Genomic DNA, 22,882 nt, shown 5'->3' with positions numbered 1-22,882 from the left:
AATGGTTGAAATAGCATTAGGAACTGCTTTAGCAGCAATAGGTGCTGGAGTTGCAGTAGGATTCGCAGGTCTTGGATCAGGATTAGGTCAGGGTATAGCAGCCGCAGGAAGTGTGGGTGCAGTTGCAGAGGACTCCGACATGTTCGCGAGGGGTATTATATTCTCAGCCCTCCCTGAAACACAGGCCATCTATGGTTTCCTGATCGCCATACTTCTCCTGGTGTTCTCAGGACTCCTTGGAGGAGGAAAGGGACTGGATGTTACAGCAGGACTTGTTGCAGTGGGTGCAGGTGCAGCCATAGGATTCGCAGGTCTCGGTTCAGGTATGGGTCAGGGTATAACATCAGCATCATCAGTCGGTGCAGTTGTAGAGGACCCTGACATGTTCGCGAGGGGTATTATATTCTCAGCCCTCTCAGAGACACAGGCCATCTATGGTTTCCTGATCGCCATACTTCTCATGGTCTTCGGCGGAATACTAGGAGGCTAATTAGATGAGCTCCGGAGCCGAAAAAATTGTCTCCAGTATAATGTCAGAGGCTCAGGCAAAGGCGGACGCCATAATCCAGGAAGCTGAAGAGGAAGCTGCAGGTATACTAGAGGAAGGTGAAAAAAGGGCCCAGATGGCCAGTGAACGCATACTCGAATCAGCCAGGAAGCAGGCTGATATGAGGTACCAGCAGATAATCTCAGAGGCCAAGATGAATGCAAGGCGTGCAGAACTGGAGGCAAGGGAAGAGGTAATACAGGAGGCCTTCAAAAAGGCTGAAGAGGAACTTAAAAACCTGGCATCCACCTCCAATGAGGAATACCTCGGTGCCCTCAGGGGCATGATAAAGGAGGCCGCCGTTGAGATAGGAGGAGGCGACCTTGTTGTCAGCATGAAGGAGGACGACAGGTCCCTTGACCTCGGACTCGACAAAATCGCGGCTGAAGTGGAAGCAGAAACAGGTAAAAAAACAACCCTGGAGGTTGGAGACAGCATCAGAACCATTGGAGGAGCAGTGGTAAGGACAAAGGATGGTCTGATAGAGGTTAACAACACAATAGAGGCCAGGATGTCCCGTTTCAGGAAGGCTCTACGTTCAGAGGTGGCCAGGGTTCTTTTCGAATAAAAGGGGAGATAACAGATGGCTGACAGCATCACAACAATTGTAACAGCGCTTGGATTCCCTTCAATAGAATCTTTTATAGGCGTACTCCTCCTCGGAGGAGCCATTATAGGTGCTATTGTGGTAATAGCAACTATAAGGCCTATATTAGATTTATTCCCCTTCGCATACCCTAACGCCAGAGTCAGGGCACGAATAGGACGCCTCCTAAATGAGAAACAGCTATCAGAGATCCTTGAGACAGAGTCCATGGAGGAGTTCAAGAACTACCTCCGGGGACTCCCTGACTATGCAAAGTACATTGACAGGTTCCCCGTTGAGAAGGCCCTTGAGAGTCAGCTCGCAGAGACCTATGAGATGGTATCCCAGATAGCACCAGCATCCATAAGGGACCCCTTCAGGGCAAACCTGAAGAGATGGGATGTGAGGAACATCAAGAGCCTCATAACAGCAAAGGCCGCGGGTCTGAGTGCCGGGAAGACAGTGGACCTCCTTGTCCCTGGAGGTGAAATCTACGAGATCATCGAGGGCCTTGCAGACGCTTCAAGTGTTCAGGAGGTTGTAACAGGCCTTGAGGGTACAGAGTACGCAGAGGTACTGGAGGATGCCCTATCCGACTACGAGGAGACAGGCATGCTTCTCCCAATGGAGGCAGCCCTTGACAGGAAGTTCCTTGAGGGACTCATAAGGACAGTTGGAAGTCCCTCAGACGACAACACAAAGATACTCCACACCTACTTCGGGACCATGGTCGACATATCCAACCTTAAAATAATACTCCGTGCAAAGGCAGACGGTCTCAGCTACGATGACATAAGTCCATACATAGTACCCCACGGCTACCAGATCAGGGAATGGAAGCTCAAGGACCTCATGGAATCAGAGGATGTCAGTGGAGTTATAAGCGGCCTTGAGGGTACAGAATACGGTCAGATGCTATCAGAGGCCCTCTCAGAGTACGCATCAACGGGTTCAGTGGCTGTATTCGAACGAGTCCTTGAGGACAACCTCAACAGGATGGCGAGGAACTTCGCACTCAAGAAGCCCTTCGGTGTCGGGCCCATGATAGGATTCCTCAGCAGAAAGGAGGTTGAGGTGAAGAACCTCAAGGTCATAGCAAGGAGCAAGAGGGAGCCAGGATTCCCTGAAGCAATGGTTAAGGAGATGTTAGCATGAGCTCAAATATTGCAGTGGTTGGTGACAGGGACACCGTAACAGGGTTCAGACTCGGAGGCGTCAGGGAAGGCCACGTGGTTGAAACCCCTGACGAGGCAGAGGAAACCATAAGGAAACTTATAGGTGATGGCTTCTCCATAATAATCGTCACAGAAAAAATTGGTGATGAACTGAGGGAATTTATAGAGGAAACCACAAGTTCAAGCGCATTACCAATGATAATAGAGATACCAGACAAGACAGGCCCCTCAGAACGTGAAACAGATCCACTGAGGGACCTTATTAAAAGAGTTATTGGGGTTGAGATGGTAAAATGACACAGGAAGGAAGGATTATAAAAATAGCGGGTCCTGTTATCATCGCCGAGGGGATGAGAGGATCCCAGATGTATGAAATGGTTAAGGTGGGTGAAGACAAGCTCATAGGAGAGATCATTGAACTTGAGGGTGACACAGCAACAATCCAGGTCTACGAGGAAACAGCAGGCATAAAGCCTGGAGAGACCGTTGAAAGAACAGGCGGTCCACTATCAGTGGAACTGGGACCTGGAATACTTGGTTCAATCTTCGACGGTATCCAGAGACCCCTCGAGAACATCAAGGCACTCACCGGAGACTACATAGAGAGGGGAGTGGATGTACCATCCCTCCCAAAGGATAAGAAATGGACCTTCAAACCCACAGCCCGGGAGGGCCAGATGGTTAAGGGAGGGGACATAATCGGTGAGGTTGAGGAGACATCCTCAATAACCCACAGGATAATGGTCCCACCAAACGTTGAAGGTAAACTCACAATGATAGCCCCCCAGGGCGAATACACCGTGCTTGATGACATAGCCGAGGTTGAAACCGAGAGGGGAACAGAAAAGATCCAGATGCTGCAGAAGTGGCCTGTAAGGAAGGGCCGACCCTACAAGAAGAAACTCGACCCTGACGTCCCCCTCATAACAGGTCAGAGGGCGCAGGACACATTCTTCTCAGTCGCCAAGGGAGGTACAGCAGCCATACCAGGACCCTTCGGTTCAGGTAAAACAGTTACCCAGCAGCAGCTCGCAAAGTGGGCTGACGCAGACATAATCGTCTATGTTGGATGTGGTGAGAGGGGTAACGAGATGACCGAGGTCCTCAAGGAATTCCCTGAACTGGAGGACCCCAAGACAGGTAACCCCCTCATGGACAGGACCGTGCTCATAGCAAACACCTCAAACATGCCTGTGGCTGCAAGGGAGGCCTGTGTGTACACAGGGATAACCATAGCCGAGTACTTCAGGGACATGGGATACGACGTAGCCCTAATGGCAGACTCAACCTCAAGGTGGGCCGAGGCAATGAGGGAGATCTCAGGAAGGCTCGAGGAGATGCCAGGTGAAGAGGGATACCCTGCATACCTCGCATCAAGGCTTGCACAGTTCTATGAGCGTGCAGGAAGGGTCACAACCATTGGATCAGAGGATAAGATAGCCTCAGTATCAGTTGTGGGTGCGGTTTCACCACCAGGTGGGGACCTCTCAGAGCCCGTCACACAGAACACCCTCAGGATATGTAAGGTGTTCTGGGCCCTTGACGCATCACTGGCAGACAAGCGTCACTTCCCTGCCATAGACTGGCTCCAGAGCTACTCACTCTACATCGACAGTGTCCAGGAATGGTGGGCCAGCAACGTGGATCCTGAATGGAGGAGTGTGAGGGACGAGGCAATGGCCCTCCTCCAGAAGGAGGCAGAGCTCCAGGAGATCGTCCAGCTCGTTGGACCAGACGCACTTCCAGACAGGGAGAGGATAACCCTGGAGACCACCAGGATGATAAGGGAGGACTTCCTCCAGCAGAACGCCTACCATGAGGTGGACACCTACTGCTCACCATCAAAGCAGTTCGAGATGCTCAGGACAATCATAATGTTCCACAGGAATGCAACAGCGGCCCTCGAGAAGGGCGCGCCCGCAGCTGACATAATATCCCTCCCTGTTAAGGAGGATATCGGGCGTATGAAGTACATACCTGAAGAGGAATTCCCTGCAAGGATCAAGGAGATCCAGGAAAGGATCGTCAAGGAATGTAGTGAGGTGTGAAGATGAACGTTAACATCAAAACCCGTGAATACACCACCGTCACAGAGGTCTCAGGTCCTCTAATGATCGTTGAGGGTGTTGAAGGGGTTGCCTACAGTGAGATAGTGGAGATTGAAACACCCACCGGTGAGAAGAGAAGGGGGCAGGTACTGGAAGTCAGGGAGGACCTTGCAGTCGTACAGGTCTTTGAGGGTACCAGTGACCTCAACACGGAGACAACAAAGATAAGGTTCACAGGTGAAACAGCGAAGATCGGCGTATCCCTGGACATGATGGGCCGAATATTCGACGGTACCGGTAAACCCATAGACGGTGGTCCTGAGATCATACCCGAGAAGGAGCTCGACATCAACGGTAGCCCCATGAACCCCGCTGCAAGGGAGTTCCCTGCCGAGTTCATACAGACCGGTATATCAACCATTGACGGGATGAACACCCTGGTGAGGGGTCAGAAGCTGCCTATATTCTCAGGTTCAGGGCTTCCACACAACGAACTGGCAGCCCAGATCGCAAGGCAGGCCAAGGTGCTTGCAGAGGAGAGTGAATTCGCGGTTATCTTCGCGGCCATGGGTATCACCCACGAAGAGGCAAACTACTTCATGAGGGACTTCGAGAGGACAGGGGCCCTTGAGCGTGTTACGGTCTTCATGAACCTGGCAGACGACCCTGCCATTGAGCGTATCATCACCCCGAGGATGGCCCTCACAACAGCAGAGTACTTTGCCTTCGAACACGACATGCACGTCCTGGTCATACTCACCGACCTCACAAACTACTGTGAGGCCCTCAGGGAGATCTCAGCTGCAAGGGAGGAGGTCCCCGGACGAAGGGGTTACCCCGGGTACATGTACACCGACCTTGCAAGCCTCTATGAGAGGGCAGGGCGTATAGTCGGTAAGGAGGGCTCAATCACACAGATGCCCATACTTGTGATGCCACAGGACGACATCACACACCCGATACCTGACCTGACAGGTTACATCACCGAGGGCCAGATAGTGCTGAGCCGTGACCTCCACCGTAAGGGTATATACCCACCGGTGGATGTGCTCCCCTCACTATCCAGGCTCATGAGTGGTGGTATCGGTGAGGGGAGGACACGTGAGGACCACAGTGGTGTCTCAGACCAGCTATACAGTGCCTACGCCGAGGGACGTGACCTCAGGGACCTCATGGCGGTTGTGGGTGAGGAGGCCCTCACAGAGAGGGACCGCAAGTTCCTCAAATTCGCTGATGAATTTGAGAAACGCTTCATCACCCAGGCACGTGACGAGGACCGCTCCATAGAGGAGACCCTTAACCTCGGATGGGAACTGCTGTCACTCCTCCCGAGGTCCGAACTCAAGAGGGTCCGCGAGGAGCACATACCCAAGTACCTCCCGGGTGCCGAGTAACCACCCCCAACATCCTTTTTCAGGAGAGTTAGCCAATGGCACAGGAAATGATTGAGGGGATCAACCCCACAAGGATGGAGCTCCTGAAACTCAAGCAGCGTGAGAAACTCGCTGTCAAGGGTTACAGTCTCCTCAAGGAGAAGAGGAACGCCCTTATCATGGAGTTCTTCAACATCCTTGAGAGGGTTAAGGGTTCCCGTGAAAAGGTGGAGGAGCACCTCAAGGAGGCCTTCTCTGACCTCACAGAGGCCCAGGTACTCATGGGTGACACTGCAGTTGAGAGGGCTGCAATGTCAGTGAGGGAGTCCGTGGAGGTCGACATAGACTCAAGGAGTATAATGGGTGTCGTTGTACCGGTGGTCGACGCCCGGGCAACCCAGAGGACCGTGGTTGAACGTGGATACGGCCTTGTGGACACATCAGTGAAACTCGACGAGGCAGCAAAGAAGTTCGAAGAATCCCTGGCACTCATAATAGAACTCGGTGAGATCGAGAAGACCATAAGGCTCCTTGCTGGTGAGATAGAATCAACCAAGCGAAGGGTTAACGCCCTCGAACACATCATAATCCCGAGGCTCAAGAACACAGTCAAGTACATTGAGATGAGGCTCGAGGAGATGGAGAGGGAGAACTTCGTCAGGTTGAAGATGATCAAAAAATCCATGGAGATGGAGTGATGGTTAGGATACTCACAAGGCTCGGCCAGGTCCGCGAGGCCGAGGAGAAATACAAGAGGGAACTCGTGGACTTCAGGATGGGTGAGGTCTACGGGAACCTCAGGGCCATCATTGCAGACGAGGACGTTGAGGTGAGGGCCGGCGAGGCAAAGCCGGTTAAGATCAAGGAGGTCAGTATACCGGCAAACCATATAGTCTTCATGTGTGCCTACGCCACGAACCCCCTGGGTCATCCGATAGCTGCAGGTGAGGAGACACCCCTGCCCATAAGCATGGACCGTAAGGCAGACCATGCAACCTTCGTAGCTGCTGCAGACGGGAAAATCAGCAGGAACGACCTCCTGGGTGTCCTCATAATTCTACCAGTTGAATTAACCCACTAATATTTATTTTTAAATTTCCCGCAGCTGGTTCTGCATGGAGTTGTTGCTAGCTGGGATGATCTCATTGTATTCGATGTTTGTTTCTCCTTTGCTTTACCGGCTCTCATCGTATTCAATGTTTCTGAGGCCTTCTCTCAAGTATACCCTTATCCAAGGAAGCCTTTCATTTCTTCATAGAGTTCAATCATGAGCTCCTCAATGTAATCAATGAGTTCCTCTGTATACTCCAGGAGGTGCCGGTAGGTTTTCACCAGTGATTCACGGTTCCTCTTCAGCTGCTTCATGGCCCTGGCCTGGGCAGTGGCGGGGTTACCTGAAATGATCCTTCTGAGTCTTGATGAGCCATCCCTCAGCTCCTCAACATCATTCCTTACCTCGGCCATCCGCTCAAGGTAATATCTCTCAACGCCCCTGATATCCCTCTTCAGGTTCTTTCTGATCTCAAGGAGCTGGTCCCTTCTATCCTTCAATTCCGCCAGGGACCTCCTTGTGGAGGCTACAGTGGAGGTGTCAAGATCCTGGAAGTCTGCAAGTTTAGTGAGAATCCTGTGATACTCCTCAGGATCCATCAGTATCACCCCTACTGGAGATATATCCTTAACTCTATGAGATTATCCGTCACGCAGGTCTCCGTCCTTATCTCCTCATGCTCCTTTTCCATTTCACGTACACGGTAAAATATGTTGGTGAGGGCCCCTGTCCTGAAAACCCCTGTCCTGTTCTCAGGCTTGGAGGATATGAGGATGACTGAGACCATATCATCTTCTATCCTCACATTGTAGTTGACGCCGTTTATGTATATCCCGTCCGAGAGCCTTAAAAGGAGCTTTATATACTTTATGGGGAGTCCGCTGTCGCTTATTATCTCCTTTATCTTATCATTTTCCCTGCACTGCTCGATATCAATATCCAAGGTCCACCCTCCATTCGGTTAAGATATTAATCTTTTATAGGATATAAAACATAGCCTAATAGGATGAGGGGTGACAGATCAGACAGGCTGGTGAAGAAGGAGATCTTCAACCTCAACCGTCATCTCCCCTCAAGGAGGAAGACCCTCGAGGAGCTCCTCAGGGAGGAGAAGCCCCATGTCATAGGGGCTGATGGCACCAGGCACAGGTTCAAATGGGCTGAACTTGAGGACCTCAGGGGGATGCTGACTGAGGATGAGGCAAGGAGGCTGAGGCTCCCCATATACATTGAGATAGAATCTGAGACCTCCGGTGCAAGGATAGCCGGTGATATTGAGGTTAGGGTGGTCTCGGAGGTCCTTGATAGGGATGATGAGGGTGATGAGATCTACATCTACAGACCCGAGATGAGGGTGCTGAGGGCGAGGTTTCCAACGGTTACACAGTACATGTTCCTGGTGAGGGACCTTTAAGGAGGTTGATGGAGTGAGCAAGGATCCGCTTAAGGAGTACCTTAAGGACCCTGATAGGAGGGCCAAACTTTTCCTTTTAATGACAGGCGGCATGATTCTGAGCACGGTGCTCATAACGATAGGTACCATAATACTGATACTTCTCCTGCTTGGCATAATCTGATGCCCCCTGTCCCGGGTGATTCATGTCATGTTCTGAGGGATATCCATGCACCGGCTGGTGAAGATGAGGGACACCAGATCCAGTCCCTGAGATGATCATATCAAATGAAAAATGGGCACTGGAGAGTACATGGATACTGAAAAACAAGGAGTATAAGTAGCCCTGCAAATTTCATGGCTTACTGATCCAGAGCTGTCTTTAAATCCACTTTTTCTTAACCCCGGAGGATATGCAGTTTTGCCTTCTTAAAGGTAGGATTCTTTCTTAACATGGAGTTGAAGGTTCTCAGCGTCTGAGGTAATTGAGTTCTTTCCTGACCCTGGAGCAGATGATTGATGCAAGGTTCTCAGCGGCCTCCATGGAGTTATGGGATGCCAGGACGGTTACCAGGGGTTCACCCTCCTCAATGATGGCCCCCGGGAGCGGGAGGTCATGGACCCCCCTGGTTTTTATCTCACCCACACGGCACCTGGCCGGGGCATAGATTATCCGCTTGACAGCATACCTGCGGGGCTCCGGTTTTTCTATGAGCTCACCCCTGCACGCCCTGATATGGGCATCCACCATGTTGATCCCCAGGGATGCCTCAGCACACTCAAAGGTCCCCTGTATTCTAGGGTTAACCTCTATAACGTACAGCTCGGAGTCCCTCATGATGAGGTCGACGCCGTTGGATCCGCGGAGGGAGAGGTCAAGTATGAGGTCACTGGCAAGCTCCTCAATCTCCCCTGAGGGCCCGGGTGTAATGTTTCCGGCGTAGATGAACTGTCCCTCAAATCCAGGCACGCCCCTGTCTATGATCTGCCTGCTCGTCAGAACCGTGATGGCATCCTCTCCGGTTGAAAGAACAGAGGCACTCACAGGTACGCCCTCAATGTACTCCTGGAGGATGAACTCCCCATCCATTTCATGGTGATCTGTGACACCAAAGCCTCCAGCGCCGGAAACCGGCTTTGCGATGTATTTCTTCTCCCCTGCAGCTACAATCTCCATCGCCTCGGCCGGGTCACTGATGAGGTGTGTCTCGGGTGTGGGGTATGAGTTCCTGATCCTCCTGTAGAGGCGGTACTTATCCTCCACGTGATCAACCCGGGAGTTACCGAGGACCTTCTCCCCTGGGAGAGGGGGTGCGCCTGTGAGGGGGATTATACCATCAACCCTCTCTATGAAATCTGAGGCTGCTTCAAGGAGCTTCTCCTGACTGAAGTTCTCATGGAATCTCCCGCAGCTTTCACCGCTCCGCTCAGTCAGCATGCACCTTCTTTCGGTGTAGTGTTTGAAGTCTGCTGTGCAGTAGTATCCTGCAGAGTAGACCCTGTACCCCAATCTGAAGGCTGATTCAGCCACAGGCCGGGTGTTGACGCCTATTACCAGTAGTTCCTCCATTTTAAACACAGAATCAGTGGTTTGATAGTCCCGAGCGGAGTCGAACCGCTGTCGCCGGGTCCAAAGCCCAGCAGGATTACCACTACCCCACGGGACTATGACAGTTATTAGGTGGTGATGTTCTTCATAAATAGGTTTCGATAAAAGGGGGGTGTTATGGGGGGATAGTCCCGAGCGGAGTCGAACCGCTATCGATGGATCCAGAGTCCATCAGGATTGCCATTACCCCACGGGACTATGCTTAAAAAGAGCTCATATCGGCAAGATAAACTTACATGGAACCCATATAAATACTTTGCGGTTTTCATGGCGCTGAACTTAAAATGTCTCCAGAAACAGTTTTAAAAAAATAAAACCTAGAAGGGTGAGAACACCCCTATGAACACCAGCCAGGCCAGCAGGGTCTTTGCAACAAGGCTCAGTATGATGTAGACCCTCTCACCGTAGAGGTAGTCCCTCCATTTACCGACACCCCTGTACTGCAGCAGCATGTTGATGGAGAATGTGTTGAACATCACAAAGTAGATGAGCAGTGTGAGGTAGACGAAGTCCGGTGGCTGTGTCTCGGCGGAGCCCAGGGCGGCGATGAAGTAGGCTGCAATGACCACCCATGGGGTGAAGCCGGAGATGCACCCCAGGAGGTAGGGTGACCAGTCGATCTTCTCGGTGTACTGGTTGATCTTCTCCATCAGGTAGCCGAACATTATCATCGATGCGTTGAGGACGAAGATCATCACAAGTGACCAGAGGTCCCAGACCCCCACGAAGGTGGCCAGTATCACTATCATTATTGAACTTGAGAGAGCATACTCGTACCAGCGGTAGGGGTTCATACCCCTCTTCAGGTTCTCAACGTAACTCTCATTCCTGAGGAAGGCTATTGTGAAGTGGGCCACCGCAGATATCAGAAGGAAGGATGCAAGGATCACCCCGAGGTAGCTCACGGTGAATGCCACCTCAGGGCTGGGAAGGACCTGGAATGACGGCGGATTCAGTGAGAGTATCTTGAACTTCAGGTAGAACGTGTAGATGTCCCTGTCCCAGGTGAGCAGGTAACCCAGCGCAACCATCAGAAGCCCCTGGATCAGGTGCAGGGACCCGGCCGCTATGTTCAGCTTCCTCAGCCCCTCAAAACTTATAGGGGACTTCTCAATCATTTTAATTCTTTCAATGTTGTCCATAAAACACCCCCACATTATTGTTATGTCAGTGAAGCTATTTTAATGTATCAACAGGTCAGTAAGGAAGGGTGGGGATGGTGATGCCAGAATTCTATATCAGCGGGTCCGTCAGGAACAGTGGGTAGACTGATGCCAGAACCCGTGGGAAGGCCGGGTGGTCTTACAGTGGATGTGTATGGATGCTTTCAGAATTGAAAAAATAGTTTATGGGGGGCAGCTCTCTGCTCAGCACAAAAAATGGTGGAGGGTTTCAGCCGAGGAACTTCCTCTGGCTTGCAGCCTCAAGGATGAGCTCCTGGAGGTTGGCTGTCCTGTTGATTCTGAGGGCCCTTATGATCTCCTCTGTGGTCTTCATGTGTCCCTCATCATACTCAGGTTCAAGGTACTCCTCAAAGGATGATTTAACCTCAGGGCTGAGGAATGGTGATTCAGGGTTGGCGTACCTTGCAGCGTCATGGAGGTCCCTTCCAAGACCCGGGTAGACCTCCTCAATGAATTCAAGGTCACCTGATGATAGCGCGTTGAACCCGAGCAGCTCCGGGGGAACCCCCAGCGAGTAGAGGGCCGCTGTGAAGGTTATTGCCCTTGGGAGTGAAACGTTTCCCATGCTCCTGGAGTATCCGAAGAGTCCGATGTGGAGCTTCCTCTTCCTCCTGCCGGGCACGTACCTCGCAACCCTGTTTATGATGTCCACGAGGTCCATGACCTGCCTCCTGTACTCCCTGCAGTAGGCTGAAATTATCTCCAGGACACTTTCACGCTCGATTTCAGCTGCCCTGCCCGGTTTAACAGACCTGAGTTTCTTTATGCCCCTGATGACATCTGATGGTTCATGGTCGTACTTGAAGGATGACTGGACAGTGAAGGTGTAGGCGCCACGGTACTCCCAGGTAACGTCCTCCACATTATCGGGGCGGAGGTTACCCCTGAAGGGAGCTGAGCCCATACCTATTATGGGGTAGAGTTTAACTCCTGACTCTTCCTCAAGGTCCCGGAAGTCTGAGAGGGCTATCCTGTTGAGGAGTGTGGCTGATATCATACCGTAGTTCATGGCGGGGTCTGACCTTGCAAGGAAGACCCTCTGCTCCTGGATATCCTTACCATCAAGGTACTCGCCTGTGATCTTGGCGGCGTTCAGCATCCCCTCATGGTCCTCGAAGAGGGGGATAACGTTGATCTCGTCGGGCCGGAATTCACCTATCCACTCCTTGACGGTCACACCATCTGCGAGCTGCAGCCTCTCCTTACCCTTCACAAAGTCCAGGTAGTAGCTGTGGATCCGGTTGAGGCAGCTGCTTGATGAGGTCATGGGTAGGATGACCTCGAAGACCGGGGCTGCGTCCATCCCGTAGAAGAGGCTTGCGGTGTCATAGGATCTGGGTATGCTCTCAAGGGTCTCAAGGAGTATCTTTGCCTCGGCCCTCTCAACTGTGGGGTTGGGCACCCTGAGGGTGAGCCTCAGATCCTCACCCAGGACATGGTCCCTGAAGAAGGCCTGGTACTTTGTGAGGAGTTTCTTTACAACGTAGTTGTCCACTTCCTTGCCCTCGCAGTCCCACATCTGTTCGTCACATCCCAGGTGTGAGAAGACGTAGTATGCCTCCCTTATCTCGTCTTCACCACCCAGTTCAGGTTCTTCTGCAAAGAACGGCGGGTTAACGTTGTCTGGATGCTGTGTACTCATGCATCTTGGAACCTTCATGTTTAACACTCCGGGGTGATATTTCTGTGGACTGGAATATAAGGATGATGATGAGGATAATGAACCTGGACCTTGAAATGACATGCTATGTAATGGGTTTACAGCGCCATACCGCACAAAGATATTTATATTAAAAGGTATAAATTATACAAGTGGTAAGTCAATTAGCTTGTATAATCTGGACCGGGATCATTGCAGGCAGGACTGCCACCTTAACTGAAGGTGATAATATGAAACTACCAAAATGGCTTGAAGAAAAATATGACCTCCTCTGGGATAAATTTGAGGACCGGGAATTCAGGAGCACCGAGGCCCTTGAAATACTTGGAAAGGAACATCTAATTGATGAAAAGTCCCTTTCAGCTGCAATATCCGAGATGAGGAAGAAGGGATGGATAGAGACAAGAAAGGATCCCGATGATGAGAGAAGAAGGATCTACATGCTCAGACCCAAATCAGAGATCATACAGGATTACCTCACCCTCAAGGACGATAAACTTGGCCGTGCAGACATAGAGAGGATACTCAAGGGGGCAGCAGACCTCATAAGGACAAGGGTCGACTACAAGTTCATCCTGGTCCTCCTGTTCATGAAACAGATGAGTGACAAGTGGATGATGGAATACCAGAAGGCATATGAGGATGCCATAAAGGAGTATGGCCTCAGTGAGGAGGAGGCGAGGCTTGAGGCACGTAACAGTGCATACCATGACCTTGACATAAAGGAGGAGTACCTCTGGGACAACATAAGGAAGGACGTTGAGAACCTGCCCATAAAATTTGCAGGGGCCCTCAAGAACCTCGCAGAACTCAACCCCGCCTTCAAGGACGTGGTGGACGCCTTTGACTTCGTGGAGTTCACACAGAGCCAGGAGAACCGGGAGATACTCAGGCAGCTCGTTGAACTATTCAGTGAGAAGAAACTCACAAACGTTGACCCCGACATCCTTGGAGACGCCTATGAATGGATACTGAGATACTTCGCCCCAACCAAGGCCAAGGAGGGCGAGGTCTACACACCCAGGGAGGTTATAAGGCTACTGGTCGAGATACTCGACCCAAAACCCGGCGAAAGCGTCTACGACCCGGCATCAGCGTCCAATGGCATGCTCATAATATCCCACAAGTACGTTAAGGAGACCTATGGTGAGGCCGAAAGGCTCTTCCTCTACGGACAGGAGGTCAACAGGAAGACAATGGCCTTAGGATCAATGAACATGTACATACATGACATAAAGGACCACCACATAGCCCATGGTGACACACTCCTCTACCCCAAATTCAAGGAATCAGACGGGATCATGAGGTTCGACGTAGTGATAGCCAACCCACCATGGAACCAGGATGGTTACGGTGAGGACACCCTCAAGAAGGGAGATTACTGGAGGGAGAGATTCAGGTACGGATTTGTGAACAAGCAGTCCGCTGACTGGGCATGGATACAGCACATGATAGCCTCTGCCAAGGATGACGGGAGGATAGGTGTGGTTATAGATAATGGTTGCCTCTTCCGGGGTGGCCGTGAGAAGAGTATAAGGTCAGCTGTACTGGAGGACGACCTCATAGAGGCGGTTATACTTCTCCCTGAAAAATTATTCTACAATACAGGTGCCCCGGGGGCAATAATAATCCTCAACAAGGATAAGGATGAGGAAAGGAGGGGTAAGGTCCTCTTCATCAATGCAGGTGAGGAGTATGAGAAGCACCCTGAGGTCAGGAAGCTGAACATCCTATCTGACGGGAACATTGAGAGGATACTTGAGGCCTACAGGGAGTTCCAGGGTGATGATGGATTCTCAAGGGTTGTCGACCTTGATGAGATCCGTGAGAATGATTATAATCTGAACGTGCCGCTCTACGCATTCCCTGAGGAGGAGCTCGAGGATATTGATGTGGCAGGTGAGTGGATGCGCCTCTCCGAGATCGAGGAGGAACTCGCCGAAGTTGATGAGAGGATAAGGGGTTACCTGGATGAACTTGGGTATATGGGGGTGAAAATGTGAATACTGTGGAATTCAAGGATTCTCCTGTTGGCAGGATTCCTGTGGATTGGGATGTTGTCAGTTTGGGTGAGGTTGTGGATCAGAGAAGAGAGTCCATTCAACCCGCGGGGGAAGGTAAAAATAATTTTGTTGGGTTAGAACATATAAGATCTGGAGAAACTAAACTTTGTGAATATGTGTCTGATGAAGGTATCCGCAGTACAAAGTACAGATTTTACACTGGAGATATTTTATATGGTAAACTGAGACCGTATCTCGATAAAGCAGTATTAGCGGATATAAATGGAATTTGTTCAACGGATTTAATAGTCTTAACACCCTCCGATAGGATAATTCCTGAATTTCTTATCTATTTTATTCATACAAATCAATTTATTCAAAGAGCAGTATCTACGACTTCAGGAACTAACCATCCAAGGACATCGTGGAAAGCAATTAGTAAATTTAGGATGGCTCTTCCTCCTCTTGAGGAGCAGAAAAGGATTTCAGAGATACTCCAGGATGTTGATGGTGCGATAGAGAAGGTTAATAAGGAGATAGGGGTTACAGAGAAACTTAAGAGGGGTCTCATGCAGAGGCTTCTGATGGAGGGCATCAACCACACGGAATTCAAGGATTCTCATGTTGGCAGGATTCCTGTGGATTGGGATGTTGTTAACTTGGAGGATGTTGTTGAGATTCATGATAATAAAAGAATACCTCTTAGTGAAAAAGAAAGAATTAAGATGAAAGGTGATTATCCATATTGTGGAGCGAACGGCATAATTGATTATATCAATGATTATATTTTTAATGGGGAATTTGTACTTTTAGCTGAGGATGGAGGTGATTATTCATCCTTTGGGAGCTCTGCATATATAATGAATGGTAAGTTTTGGGTTAATAATCATGCACATGTTATCGAAGCGTTACCTTCTAAGATAACTAATAGATTTTTACTCCATATTCTTATTTATTTAGATTTAACTCATTATGTCGTTGGATCCACAAGAAAGAAGTTAAACCAGGGAATAATGAGGAAAATAAAAATTCCCCTCCCTCCTCTTGAGGAGCAGAAAAGGATTTCAGAGATACTCCAGGATGTGGACAGAAGGCTCGAGCTCCTCACGGAGAGGAAGGTTAAACTTGAAAACATAAAGAGGGGGCTCATGAACGACCTCCTGACAGGTAAAAGGAGGGTCAGAATAACATCATAGGGGGGATAGAACATGAAATTAAATGAGGAGGCCCTTGAAGACTACTTCATGAAGGAACTGAGGGGAATGGGCTGGAATGATATACCGGCCGCCGAACTTGGGAGGGATGACCCTGAAAACCCCCTCATAGAATCTGAGCTGATAGACTCCATAAGAAGGATCAACCAGTATATAGAGGATGATGATATACAGCAGGTCATCCAGGAGCTCCGGGGTAAAGCAGCAAGCATTGAGGGATGCAAATCGATACTTGAATACCTTAAAAATGGCGTTTACATAAAATCTGCCACAACAGGGGAACCCAGGAAGGTCAAAATCCTTGACCACGATACCCCGGGCCACAACTCATTCACAGCATCAAGGCAGGTCGTATTCCGTCGCGGTGACCAGACCATAAGGACAGACATAATGCTCTTCATCAACGGCATCCCCCTCGTGAACATAGAACTCAAAAACCCCGTGGGGATGTCAGAGACATGGGCGGACGCCTACCGGCAGATAAAGGACTATGAGAAGACAGTACCGGAACTCTACAAATACGTACAGATGGGTGTCGCTGCTGAAGACTTTGCAAGGTACTTCCCGGTAGTTCCCTGGCTTGATGAGGTCCCCACCTTCGAGTGGAATGAGACGGATGGTAAACTCCCTCCACAATCCAGAAAACAGGACCATGAGCACCATACAGGACTCCCTGCCGCAGATATACTCCCACTCCTCAGACCAGAACGGGTGCTCGACTTCATCAGGAACTACATCTACATAAGGACAGAATTCGGATCAACAACCAAGGTAATAGCAAGGCACATGCAGTACCATGCAGCTGAGAGGATAGTTGAAAGGGTCCTGAGGAACATCAGGGGAGAAGATAAAAGGAACAGGGGCCTTATATGGCACTGGCAGGGATCAGGCAAAACCCTGACAATGATATTCGCGGCCAGTAAACTCTACAGGATGAAGGAACTGGAGAACCCAACAGTATTCTTCATAGTGGACCGCAGAGAACTTGAGGAACAGTTATACGCAGAACTCGCGGCACTGGAAATCCACCAGCCTGAGAGAATAGAATCCATAGCAGAATTAAAGAGAACAATAGCCAGCGATGACTACCGGGGAAAGAGGGGCCTCTTCATAACACTCATACAGAAATTCACAGACAAACTTGATGATATAACAGCCGAACTCAGGGAACATGGAGGAGAAACCATAATGGACAGGAAGAACGTCATAGTCTTCATTGATGAGGCCCACAGGAGTCAGTATGGCCTCCTGGCAGCCCAGATGAAGGACATGCTGAGATCAGCGTTCTTCTTCGGCTTCACAGGAACACCCATATCAAAGAGGGAACGCGACACCTATGATAGGTTCGCATACCCCCCCGAAGAGAAATACATCCACCAGTACTTCATAACAGACTCCATAAGGGACGGCTTCACCGTGAAGATAACCTATCAGCCGAGACTCGCAGGTGACGTCCACCTTGACAGGAAACACCTGGAGGCATTCATCGGCGTGGAATTCGAGGAACTGCCAGAATCCATAAGGAAGGACGTTGAGGAATCTGTTAAAAGGAAACTGGACACCATAAAAACCATCCTCGAGAACCCTCGCAGGATAGAGATAATAGCAGAGGACATCGCGAAACACTTCAAAGAGAACATTGATGGAAGATTCAAGGCCATGGTTGTGGCTCCAAGCAGAAGGGCATGCGTCCTCTACAAGAGGGAACTCGACAGGCACCTCCCACCAGAGTACTCTGAGATCGTAATGACCTACACTCCACGGGACGAGGAGATAATAAGGGCCTATGAGGAGGAACTCATGGATAAATACCATGGCAGGAGCCACCATGAGATTAAAAACCTGGTACTGGAAAGGTTCAGGGACCCTGATAGGAACCCCCGGATACTCATAGTGACGGATATGCTCCTCACAGGATTCGACGCACCCATACTCCAGACCATGTACCTCGACAAGCCACTGAAGGAACACAGACTGCTGCAGGCAGTTGCAAGAACAAACAGACCCTACAGGGACGTCAAGGAGGCAGGCCTCATAATAGATTACATTGGAGTCATGGGGGCGGAACTGAGGCGCGCATTTGAACTCTACAGTAAGGAGGAGTATGAGGGCGCAGTATATGATATGGAATCCATGAAGAGGGAATACGAGGAGCTACTCAGGGAGACCCTCAGGATCTTCAGCGACCTTGAATGGGAGGGGATGGATATTGAGGTCCTCTCCGACGCGGTTGAACTCATAACCTCTGATGAAGAACTCGAAAAGAAATTCACAGAGAATTACCGTGAACTCAGAAGGCTATTCGAGCTGCTCTCTGACCAGCCCTTCATAAGGCATGGCCTCAAGGATTACAGGTGGCTCACGGCCATCTACACATACTATCAGAGGGTCGTATCAAGGAAACCATCAGTTGAAGCCGAAACTGAAAGGTATTACCAGAAAACCCTCAAATACATCCACAGGACCACAGAGTTCAGGGAAATAGAAAGTAAACTCCCGGTAATAGAATTTGACTCCGATTACTTTGAAAACCTCAGGAAGGTCAGGGATATAAGGGATAAGGCTGCCTTAACAGTCTACACACTCAACTCATATGTCCTCAGGGATGGCACAAGGAACCCCATCTATGAATCGGTGGCTGAAAAGGTTGAACGCCTCCTGGAACAGTGGAGGGAGAAAACCATGGACTACGAGGAACTCTACAGGGAGGGCGCTGCCATCATAAGAGAGATCTGGAAGGAGGAGCGCAGAATGAAGGAGCTCGGTCTTGACGAGAAGGAGTTCGCGGTCCTGATGACCCTCAGGGGCAGAGGTATACCAGAGGATAAACTGAAGGAATATGCTGTTGCCCTTACAGAGGAGGTTGATGGGAACATATTCCCTGGATGGACGTCCCAGGAGAGCGTTAAGAGGAATGTTATGAGAATCATAAGGGTTTTCCTCCTGAGGAACCTCCCGAAGGATGCGCCCAAAAGAAGGCAGATCGCCGATGAAGCACAGGAAGATCTTATGAAAATATTTGAGAGGTATCAGTGATAAAATGGACAGATTCATGGCCGGGGACCTGGAGGTTAGATGTGAGGTCATATACAGGAGGGTTAAGAACCCGAGGATTGAGCTGAGATTCGACAGCCTGCGTCTGATACTCCCCGCAGATTTCACCGGGGACCCCATGGAGGTTCTGTCATCCAGGAGTGACTGGATCCAGAGGAAGATCCATGAGTTCCATGAGATGCTTGAGAGGGCATCTGATCTGGAACTGGAGTACCGGCGGGATAAGGAGCTGAGATCACTGGTCAGCGGGTTCCTGGACCATTACTCTGATGTCCTGGGCGTCGAATATGGGAGGGTCCGTTTCAGGAGGATGAGGTCCCGCTGGGGTAGCTGCAGCTCCAGGGGCAATCTGAGCTTCAACACCCTCCTCTCCCATCTCCCGGACAGGATGGTGGAGTACGTGGTGCTCCATGAACTGGTCCACCTCCGGGAGATGAATCACAGCCCCAGGTTCTGGGGTATCCTTGAATCTGAGATGCCGGACTGCACCGAAAGGAGGAGGATGCTGAGGTACTACTGGGCCCGGCTTTACATGGAGGGCCTTGTCGATTAGCAGGTCACATGTATTATGGCCGCAACCCTCCTACCGGCACTCCGCTCCTCATTGTACCTCTTTATGGCCTCACAGGTGGGGAGAACTGTTGCATCTGATCTGAACCCGGTTTCAAGGGCTCCATGGACCCCTGAGCCTATGATTATGGATTCAGGTTTTTCTTCCAGGAGTTCCTCAAGTTCCTCCTCTGCCATGACATGGGATGTCCCGTATTTCCTCCTTGATATCTCCTTCCTCCTTGGTGTCACGCTCCCATCAACGTGCACCACGATGTCTGATCTGTATTCACGTCCCCTGTAGGTCACGGAGCCGAATCTGCAGTCTGAGAACATGGTTTCCCTTCCAGCTTATCTGAGTCTCCTAACCTGGAATATGACTGTGCCGCCCTCTGTGTAGGGTTCGCCAGGGTCCACGCACTGCATGTAGGCGTGCTCCTCATCGCCGTCCACTGTGAGTCCAAGTTCCACCGGACACCAGTTCCTCTCAAGGATTGTGGTGTAGTGCAGGATCGTGGATAGGGCGTGTGTGCAGAGGGCGTCTGTCCTTTCAAGGTCTATCTCAGGGTCGTCAACTGTTATCCGGTCCCCCTCCCGGTGCACCGGGCACTTACCCCTTATCTCATGCACGCGTATCTCAAGCACATCCATCACCTTTCATGAATATAAATGACAAAACTTAAATAGGTTTTGAATATATATTCAATTGGTGTCTTTATGGAACTCACAAGGAGCATGGAAAACTACCTCGAGACATTATACAGGTTAAGTAGTCACGGGATCGTTAAAACCTCTGACCTGTCATCAAGGATGAACGTCAGACCAGCCAGTGTAACCCAGATGCTCAAGAGACTCCATGAAATGGGCCTTGTCATCTACCACCCATACCTGGGGGCTGAACTCACAGATGAGGGAAGGGAGATTGCAGAGATGGTTCTAAGGAGGCACATGATCCTGGAGTGCTTCTTCCACAACGTCCTTGGAATGGACCTCGACTCATCCTATGAGGAGGCCTCCCGCATGAAGCACGAGCTCTTCAGGGAAACAGAGCTGGCACTCATGAGGTACCTGAGGAACCCGGCAAGGTGCCCCCACGGCATACCCATACCCTGAAGGTATTTAAGGGATGATGTCAGCTTAAGGAACATGAAGACAGGAGCAGACAGATTTCTTGAGGAACTACCTGAAGTTGCGGAATCATTCAAAAACTTCAGGGAAGCAGTTAGATCTGAGGGTAAACTCACGGAGAGGGAGAAACTTCTCATATCAGTGGCATGTTCGGTTGCAGTCAGGTGTGATGCATGCACACGGAGACACGCAGAGGAGGCCCTTGAGGCAGGTATAACAGAGGGGGAACTGGCAGAGGCCGCGGCGGTGGCGGCACTGATAAGGGCCGGCTCTGCAATGAACACGGCCTCAGCCATATTCAGGGACTGATTCCCGAATTCTATTCCAGGTCAATCTTCAGGACGAACTTCAGCACAAATTTGAGGCCATGAAGGAATACGGCAACCGCAAGGACGACCATTGCAACAAGGAGGGCGAACCTGACAGAGTAGAACACATAGAGGTTCCTGAAGGTGAAGGGGAATACACTGTAAAGGGATGAGACCATAAGGTACCCCAGTGCACTCAGGATGATCTGCATGAACGTCCAGAACCACTGCCTCCTGTAGATGAGGAAACAGGCATTCGCAGCCAGATTGGCTCCTATCACAGCATTTAATAATGGTATAAGGTCCCTGAAGGAATCTGCAATGAAGGAGATATCCCAGTTCATCACACTGTTTATGATGTAGATGAGGACGAGGTTGGCTACAATGCCAGCCACGAACTCAGAGTTTCTAAATTCCTTATCCCCCAGGAATTCCACCAGAGCTTTATTCTTCATTTTCACTCCCCATAGATGAATGTACCGGTGTAGGTGTAGTTTTTAAGCTCATCCACCCCGTCAAGGATTCTGAATTCAGACCGGTACCCGTGGTATTCAAGTGAGATCCTGAGGTGTGCAAGGGCTATCCCCATATCTATGGGGTTCCACCTCCCCACAAGGCGCCTCTTGAGGGGGCTCTGCACCTGGCAGTAGGCATGGATCTTTCCATTTCCACCGGTGAAGTACCATGGCTGGTTGTTAACAGCTGAGGGTGCAAGTCTCACAGCCTCGAGGACATCATCCAGCCCCTCTATGTCCGTTATCTTACTGAGGGGCTTCCTCCTGAACTCGGAGTGCTCCCTGTGGACGGGTTCAGCTGCAGCACCAAAGGCCAGGAGTATGACAAAATCAAGTTCAGACTTCACATGACCCCTTGGCTTCGGGATCCCCTGCCAGCAGCTCCCGAGGCCCATGCCTGAGATTCTGAGGTCCATCTGCTGGAGCATGAATCCCACATTCACCTTCCCCACATAGCCATCTGAGAAGGCTGCTATATAGTGGGGGGCCGGCCGCTGCATCCGGGTCCTCACATCATCCCTCTCCAGGAGCATGAATTCGGTATCAAAATCCTCCAGGAGGGGTTCAATTTTCTCAAGGCGGTCCTCAATTTCCCTGAGTTCATCCTCTGATGCGGGGCCCCTGTACTTTCTAGTGGACTTTCTTCTGAAAATGAATGGATAGAGTTCTTTCATAACAGTATATCCTATGTTTCATAATATATTTAAAGTGCCCTGAATTTTCTTCAATCCATGGAGTGATCCGGACAAATTAAAGCGTCCTTATGTTGAACCTTGCGTCTCCGATCCTTCCATGGAAGTACTTCAGGTCACCCTCCGGGAGGTGCCATGTTGCGGTGCACTCCGCGGGATAGATAAAACCCCCGGTATCCCTGTATGATAGCACCTCAACACTCCAGGGGTGCTGCTCCATGTTGAACTCTGCACAGTACCTGTCCTCTGTATAGAATTTCAGGAACCTTCCATGCTCATCGAAGGTGAACAGACCACTGGCAGTGATGCCATGGTCCCTGATTCTACCCTCAACCCTTTCATCATCCAGCTGTGACCATTCCGTACACTCTGCAAGGAAGAGGGACGGTAGAAATGGGGCCTCTGAGAGTAGAGTTACAAGGGCCGACACGTCCATAGGATCTCCACGCTCCTCTGCGACCTTCAGAAATTTCAGGGCCCTGATGGTCATTTCTCCATGGCCTCCGGAATACGTGTCAAGGCCCTCAAGGGGTATTCCTAAAAAACGGCCCTTTATGTAAACGCTCCTGAAGGGTGCTGGAGTGTTGATCTGGGTCATGTCCACATTCATCCAGCGGGGTCCTCTCCTTATTTTTGAGTCAGCCCACCTGATCAGGAGGTTTTGAGGGTCATGGGGGAGACCGGAGGATTCAAGGTATCCTGCAAGTAACCCTGGCAGTTCCCTCTCATTCAGATTATGAACCTTTCTGAGTTCTTCTCTAACTTCCATTTCAAATCTTTTTCTTAGCATCTG

Annotated in this window: 26 protein-coding genes and 2 tRNA genes; 16 read left to right on the top strand and 12 right to left on the bottom strand. The window is 50.4% G+C overall.

Annotated features, from left to right (window positions below; all coding sequences use genetic code 11):
• Position 1 precedes the first annotated feature (1 nt).
• From MTCT_RS04400 to MTCT_RS04365, 8 genes are read left to right on the top strand one after another with little or no spacing between them, the layout of a single operon-like run.
• On the top strand, positions 2–490 hold the full coding sequence (locus MTCT_RS04400) for an ATP synthase subunit K (protein WP_013296144.1): 489 nt from the start codon (positions 2–4) through the stop codon (positions 488–490).
• Positions 491–494: 4 nt separating this feature from the next.
• Positions 495–1,115 carry a V-type proton ATPase subunit E gene (locus MTCT_RS04395; protein WP_048175595.1) on the top strand — a complete coding sequence of 207 codons (621 nt, stop codon included), beginning with the start codon at positions 495–497 and terminating at the stop codon, positions 1,113–1,115.
• A gap of 15 nt (positions 1,116–1,130) precedes the next feature.
• The gene (locus tag MTCT_RS04390; RefSeq protein ID WP_048175594.1) at positions 1,131–2,288 is read left to right on the top strand and encodes a V-type ATP synthase subunit C; all 1,158 of its coding nucleotides are present in this window, start codon (positions 1,131–1,133) and stop codon (positions 2,286–2,288) included.
• Positions 2,285–2,605 carry a V-type ATP synthase subunit F gene (locus MTCT_RS04385; protein WP_048175593.1) on the top strand — a complete coding sequence of 107 codons (321 nt, stop codon included), beginning with the start codon at positions 2,285–2,287 and terminating at the stop codon, positions 2,603–2,605. Before MTCT_RS04390 ends, MTCT_RS04385 begins: the two co-directional genes overlap by 4 nt.
• Complete coding sequence (locus tag MTCT_RS04380) at positions 2,602–4,356, top strand: ATP synthase subunit A (protein ID WP_048175592.1); 1,755 nt, start codon at positions 2,602–2,604, stop codon at positions 4,354–4,356. The genes MTCT_RS04385 and MTCT_RS04380 overlap by 4 nt, the downstream gene beginning before the upstream one ends.
• Before the next feature lie 2 nt (positions 4,357–4,358).
• Positions 4,359–5,750, top strand: coding sequence for an ATP synthase subunit B (locus MTCT_RS04375; RefSeq protein WP_013296141.1), 1,392 nt, complete (start codon positions 4,359–4,361; stop codon positions 5,748–5,750).
• A 35-nt stretch (positions 5,751–5,785) separates the two neighbouring features.
• Positions 5,786–6,427, top strand: coding sequence for a V-type ATP synthase subunit D (locus MTCT_RS04370; protein ID WP_048175591.1), 642 nt, complete (start codon positions 5,786–5,788; stop codon positions 6,425–6,427).
• Positions 6,427–6,810: a DUF22 domain-containing protein gene (locus MTCT_RS04365; RefSeq protein ID WP_048175590.1), complete on the top strand. Its 384-nt coding sequence runs from the start codon at positions 6,427–6,429 to the stop codon at positions 6,808–6,810. Before MTCT_RS04370 ends, MTCT_RS04365 begins: the two co-directional genes overlap by 1 nt.
• Positions 6,811–6,956: 146 nt before the next feature.
• On the opposite strand, the gene MTCT_RS04360 is transcribed toward MTCT_RS04365, so the two are convergent.
• On the bottom strand, positions 6,957–7,379 hold the full coding sequence (locus MTCT_RS04360; RefSeq protein ID WP_048175589.1) for a hypothetical protein: 423 nt from the start codon (positions 7,377–7,379) through the stop codon (positions 6,957–6,959).
• Positions 7,380–7,390: 11 nt separating this feature from the next.
• Positions 7,391–7,723 carry a hypothetical protein gene (locus MTCT_RS04355; RefSeq protein WP_048175588.1) on the bottom strand — a complete coding sequence of 111 codons (333 nt, stop codon included), beginning with the start codon at positions 7,721–7,723 and terminating at the stop codon, positions 7,391–7,393.
• Between the two features lie 63 nt (positions 7,724–7,786).
• Between MTCT_RS04355 and MTCT_RS04350 the strand changes: the two genes are divergently transcribed.
• Together MTCT_RS04350 and MTCT_RS09415 are read left to right on the top strand one after the other, a co-directional pair.
• Entirely contained in the window at positions 7,787–8,194 is a 408-nt protein-coding gene (locus MTCT_RS04350) for a DUF61 family protein (RefSeq protein WP_048175587.1), read from the top strand.
• A gap of 13 nt (positions 8,195–8,207) precedes the next feature.
• The gene (locus tag MTCT_RS09415; RefSeq protein ID WP_170130272.1) at positions 8,208–8,357 is read left to right on the top strand and encodes a hypothetical protein; all 150 of its coding nucleotides are present in this window, start codon (positions 8,208–8,210) and stop codon (positions 8,355–8,357) included.
• Between the two features lie 285 nt (positions 8,358–8,642).
• Here the strand turns inward: MTCT_RS09415 and MTCT_RS04345 are convergent, their stop codons facing one another.
• The 5 genes from MTCT_RS04345 to ppcA all read right to left on the bottom strand — a co-directional run bounded on the left by MTCT_RS04345 (position 8,643) and on the right by ppcA (position 12,626).
• Positions 8,643–9,743, bottom strand: a complete 1,101-nt coding sequence (locus MTCT_RS04345; protein WP_048175586.1) for an ATP-grasp domain-containing protein — start codon at positions 9,741–9,743, stop codon at positions 8,643–8,645.
• 25 nt (positions 9,744–9,768) lie between these two features.
• Positions 9,769–9,840: transfer RNA gene (locus tag MTCT_RS04340), tRNA-Gln, on the bottom strand.
• Positions 9,841–9,908: 68 nt separating this feature from the next.
• Positions 9,909–9,980: transfer RNA gene (locus MTCT_RS04335), tRNA-Gln, on the bottom strand.
• Between the two features lie 119 nt (positions 9,981–10,099).
• Complete coding sequence (gene heR / locus MTCT_RS04330; protein ID WP_048175585.1) at positions 10,100–10,924, bottom strand: heliorhodopsin HeR; 825 nt, start codon at positions 10,922–10,924, stop codon at positions 10,100–10,102.
• Positions 10,925–11,174: 250 nt separating this feature from the next.
• Complete coding sequence (gene ppcA, locus MTCT_RS04325; RefSeq protein WP_048060929.1) at positions 11,175–12,626, bottom strand: phosphoenolpyruvate carboxylase; 1,452 nt, start codon at positions 12,624–12,626, stop codon at positions 11,175–11,177.
• 230 nt (positions 12,627–12,856) lie between these two features.
• Here ppcA and MTCT_RS04320 point away from each other — a divergent pair, with 230 nt between their 5' ends.
• The 4 genes from MTCT_RS04320 to MTCT_RS04305 are packed head-to-tail and all read left to right on the top strand — an operon-like array spanning position 12,857 to position 19,450.
• On the top strand, positions 12,857–14,629 hold the full coding sequence (locus tag MTCT_RS04320) for an N-6 DNA methylase (RefSeq protein ID WP_048060928.1): 1,773 nt from the start codon (positions 12,857–12,859) through the stop codon (positions 14,627–14,629).
• A complete protein-coding gene (locus tag MTCT_RS09075) occupies positions 14,626–15,825 on the top strand; it encodes a restriction endonuclease subunit S (protein WP_052457340.1) in 1,200 nt (399 codons plus the stop codon). The genes MTCT_RS04320 and MTCT_RS09075 overlap by 4 nt, the downstream gene beginning before the upstream one ends.
• Before the next feature lie 12 nt (positions 15,826–15,837).
• The gene (locus tag MTCT_RS04310) at positions 15,838–18,879 is read left to right on the top strand and encodes an HsdR family type I site-specific deoxyribonuclease (protein WP_048175584.1); all 3,042 of its coding nucleotides are present in this window, start codon (positions 15,838–15,840) and stop codon (positions 18,877–18,879) included.
• A gap of 4 nt (positions 18,880–18,883) precedes the next feature.
• A complete protein-coding gene (locus tag MTCT_RS04305; protein WP_048175583.1) occupies positions 18,884–19,450 on the top strand; it encodes a M48 family metallopeptidase in 567 nt (188 codons plus the stop codon).
• Here MTCT_RS04305 and MTCT_RS04300 read toward each other — a convergent pair.
• Positions 19,447–19,782 carry an Mth938-like domain-containing protein gene (locus tag MTCT_RS04300; protein WP_010876571.1) on the bottom strand — a complete coding sequence of 112 codons (336 nt, stop codon included), beginning with the start codon at positions 19,780–19,782 and terminating at the stop codon, positions 19,447–19,449. The genes MTCT_RS04305 and MTCT_RS04300 overlap by 4 nt on opposite strands.
• Before the next feature lie 15 nt (positions 19,783–19,797).
• Entirely contained in the window at positions 19,798–20,097 is a 300-nt protein-coding gene (locus MTCT_RS04295; protein WP_048175582.1) for a TIGR04076 family protein, read from the bottom strand.
• Positions 20,098–20,163: 66 nt separating this feature from the next.
• Between MTCT_RS04295 and MTCT_RS04290 the strand changes: the two genes are divergently transcribed.
• A complete protein-coding gene (locus MTCT_RS04290) occupies positions 20,164–20,559 on the top strand; it encodes a metal-dependent transcriptional regulator (protein ID WP_013296128.1) in 396 nt (131 codons plus the stop codon).
• A 33-nt stretch (positions 20,560–20,592) separates the two neighbouring features.
• The gene (locus tag MTCT_RS04285) at positions 20,593–20,883 is read left to right on the top strand and encodes a carboxymuconolactone decarboxylase family protein (protein WP_010876568.1); all 291 of its coding nucleotides are present in this window, start codon (positions 20,593–20,595) and stop codon (positions 20,881–20,883) included.
• A 10-nt stretch (positions 20,884–20,893) separates the two neighbouring features.
• On the opposite strand, the gene MTCT_RS04280 is transcribed toward MTCT_RS04285, so the two are convergent.
• From MTCT_RS04280 to MTCT_RS04270, 3 genes are all read right to left on the bottom strand, one after another.
• Positions 20,894–21,337, bottom strand: coding sequence for a hypothetical protein (locus MTCT_RS04280; RefSeq protein ID WP_048060926.1), 444 nt, complete (start codon positions 21,335–21,337; stop codon positions 20,894–20,896).
• Positions 21,338–21,339: 2 nt separating this feature from the next.
• Positions 21,340–22,071, bottom strand: coding sequence for a nitroreductase family protein (locus MTCT_RS04275; RefSeq protein WP_010876566.1), 732 nt, complete (start codon positions 22,069–22,071; stop codon positions 21,340–21,342).
• Positions 22,072–22,147: 76 nt separating this feature from the next.
• Complete coding sequence (locus tag MTCT_RS04270) at positions 22,148–22,879, bottom strand: DUF6544 family protein (RefSeq protein WP_048175581.1); 732 nt, start codon at positions 22,877–22,879, stop codon at positions 22,148–22,150.
• Positions 22,880–22,882 lie beyond the last annotated feature (3 nt).

The sequence above is a fragment of the Methanothermobacter sp. CaT2 genome (assembly GCF_000828575.1).
Taxonomy (GTDB): Archaea; Methanobacteriota; Methanobacteria; order Methanobacteriales; family Methanothermobacteraceae; genus Methanothermobacter.
Note: the sequence above shows the minus strand (reverse complement) of the source record. Positions and strands in the feature narration are given on the sequence as shown.

Bases quoted from the DNA above. Each gene is read 5' to 3' on its own strand.
- MTCT_RS04400 (WP_013296144.1), top strand. From the start codon at position 2: ATGGTTGAAATAGCATTAGGAACTGCTTTAGCAGCAATAGGTGCTGGA.
- MTCT_RS04395 (WP_048175595.1), top strand. From the start codon at position 495: ATGAGCTCCGGAGCCGAAAAAATTGTCTCCAGTATAATGTCAGAGGCT.
- MTCT_RS04390 (WP_048175594.1), top strand. From the start codon at position 1,131: ATGGCTGACAGCATCACAACAATTGTAACAGCGCTTGGATTCCCTTCA.
- MTCT_RS04385 (WP_048175593.1), top strand. From the start codon at position 2,285: ATGAGCTCAAATATTGCAGTGGTTGGTGACAGGGACACCGTAACAGGG.
- MTCT_RS04380 (WP_048175592.1), top strand. From the start codon at position 2,602: ATGACACAGGAAGGAAGGATTATAAAAATAGCGGGTCCTGTTATCATC.
- MTCT_RS04375 (WP_013296141.1), top strand. From the start codon at position 4,359: ATGAACGTTAACATCAAAACCCGTGAATACACCACCGTCACAGAGGTC.
- MTCT_RS04370 (WP_048175591.1), top strand. From the start codon at position 5,786: ATGGCACAGGAAATGATTGAGGGGATCAACCCCACAAGGATGGAGCTC.
- MTCT_RS04365 (WP_048175590.1), top strand. From the start codon at position 6,427: ATGGTTAGGATACTCACAAGGCTCGGCCAGGTCCGCGAGGCCGAGGAG.
- MTCT_RS04360 (WP_048175589.1), bottom strand. From the start codon at position 7,379: ATGGATCCTGAGGAGTATCACAGGATTCTCACTAAACTTGCAGACTTC.
- MTCT_RS04350 (WP_048175587.1), top strand. From the start codon at position 7,787: ATGAGGGGTGACAGATCAGACAGGCTGGTGAAGAAGGAGATCTTCAAC.
- MTCT_RS04345 (WP_048175586.1), bottom strand. From the start codon at position 9,743: ATGGAGGAACTACTGGTAATAGGCGTCAACACCCGGCCTGTGGCTGAA.
- heR (WP_048175585.1), bottom strand. From the start codon at position 10,924: ATGGACAACATTGAAAGAATTAAAATGATTGAGAAGTCCCCTATAAGT.
- ppcA (WP_048060929.1), bottom strand. From the start codon at position 12,626: ATGAAGGTTCCAAGATGCATGAGTACACAGCATCCAGACAACGTTAAC.
- MTCT_RS04320 (WP_048060928.1), top strand. From the start codon at position 12,857: ATGAAACTACCAAAATGGCTTGAAGAAAAATATGACCTCCTCTGGGAT.
- MTCT_RS04310 (WP_048175584.1), top strand. From the start codon at position 15,838: ATGAAATTAAATGAGGAGGCCCTTGAAGACTACTTCATGAAGGAACTG.
- MTCT_RS04305 (WP_048175583.1), top strand. From the start codon at position 18,884: ATGGACAGATTCATGGCCGGGGACCTGGAGGTTAGATGTGAGGTCATA.
- MTCT_RS04300 (WP_010876571.1), bottom strand. From the start codon at position 19,782: ATGTTCTCAGACTGCAGATTCGGCTCCGTGACCTACAGGGGACGTGAA.
- MTCT_RS04295 (WP_048175582.1), bottom strand. From the start codon at position 20,097: ATGGATGTGCTTGAGATACGCGTGCATGAGATAAGGGGTAAGTGCCCG.
- MTCT_RS04290 (WP_013296128.1), top strand. From the start codon at position 20,164: ATGGAACTCACAAGGAGCATGGAAAACTACCTCGAGACATTATACAGG.
- MTCT_RS04285 (WP_010876568.1), top strand. From the start codon at position 20,593: ATGAAGACAGGAGCAGACAGATTTCTTGAGGAACTACCTGAAGTTGCG.
- MTCT_RS04280 (WP_048060926.1), bottom strand. From the start codon at position 21,337: ATGAAGAATAAAGCTCTGGTGGAATTCCTGGGGGATAAGGAATTTAGA.
- MTCT_RS04275 (WP_010876566.1), bottom strand. From the start codon at position 22,071: ATGAAAGAACTCTATCCATTCATTTTCAGAAGAAAGTCCACTAGAAAG.
- MTCT_RS04270 (WP_048175581.1), bottom strand. From the start codon at position 22,879: ATGCTAAGAAAAAGATTTGAAATGGAAGTTAGAGAAGAACTCAGAAAG.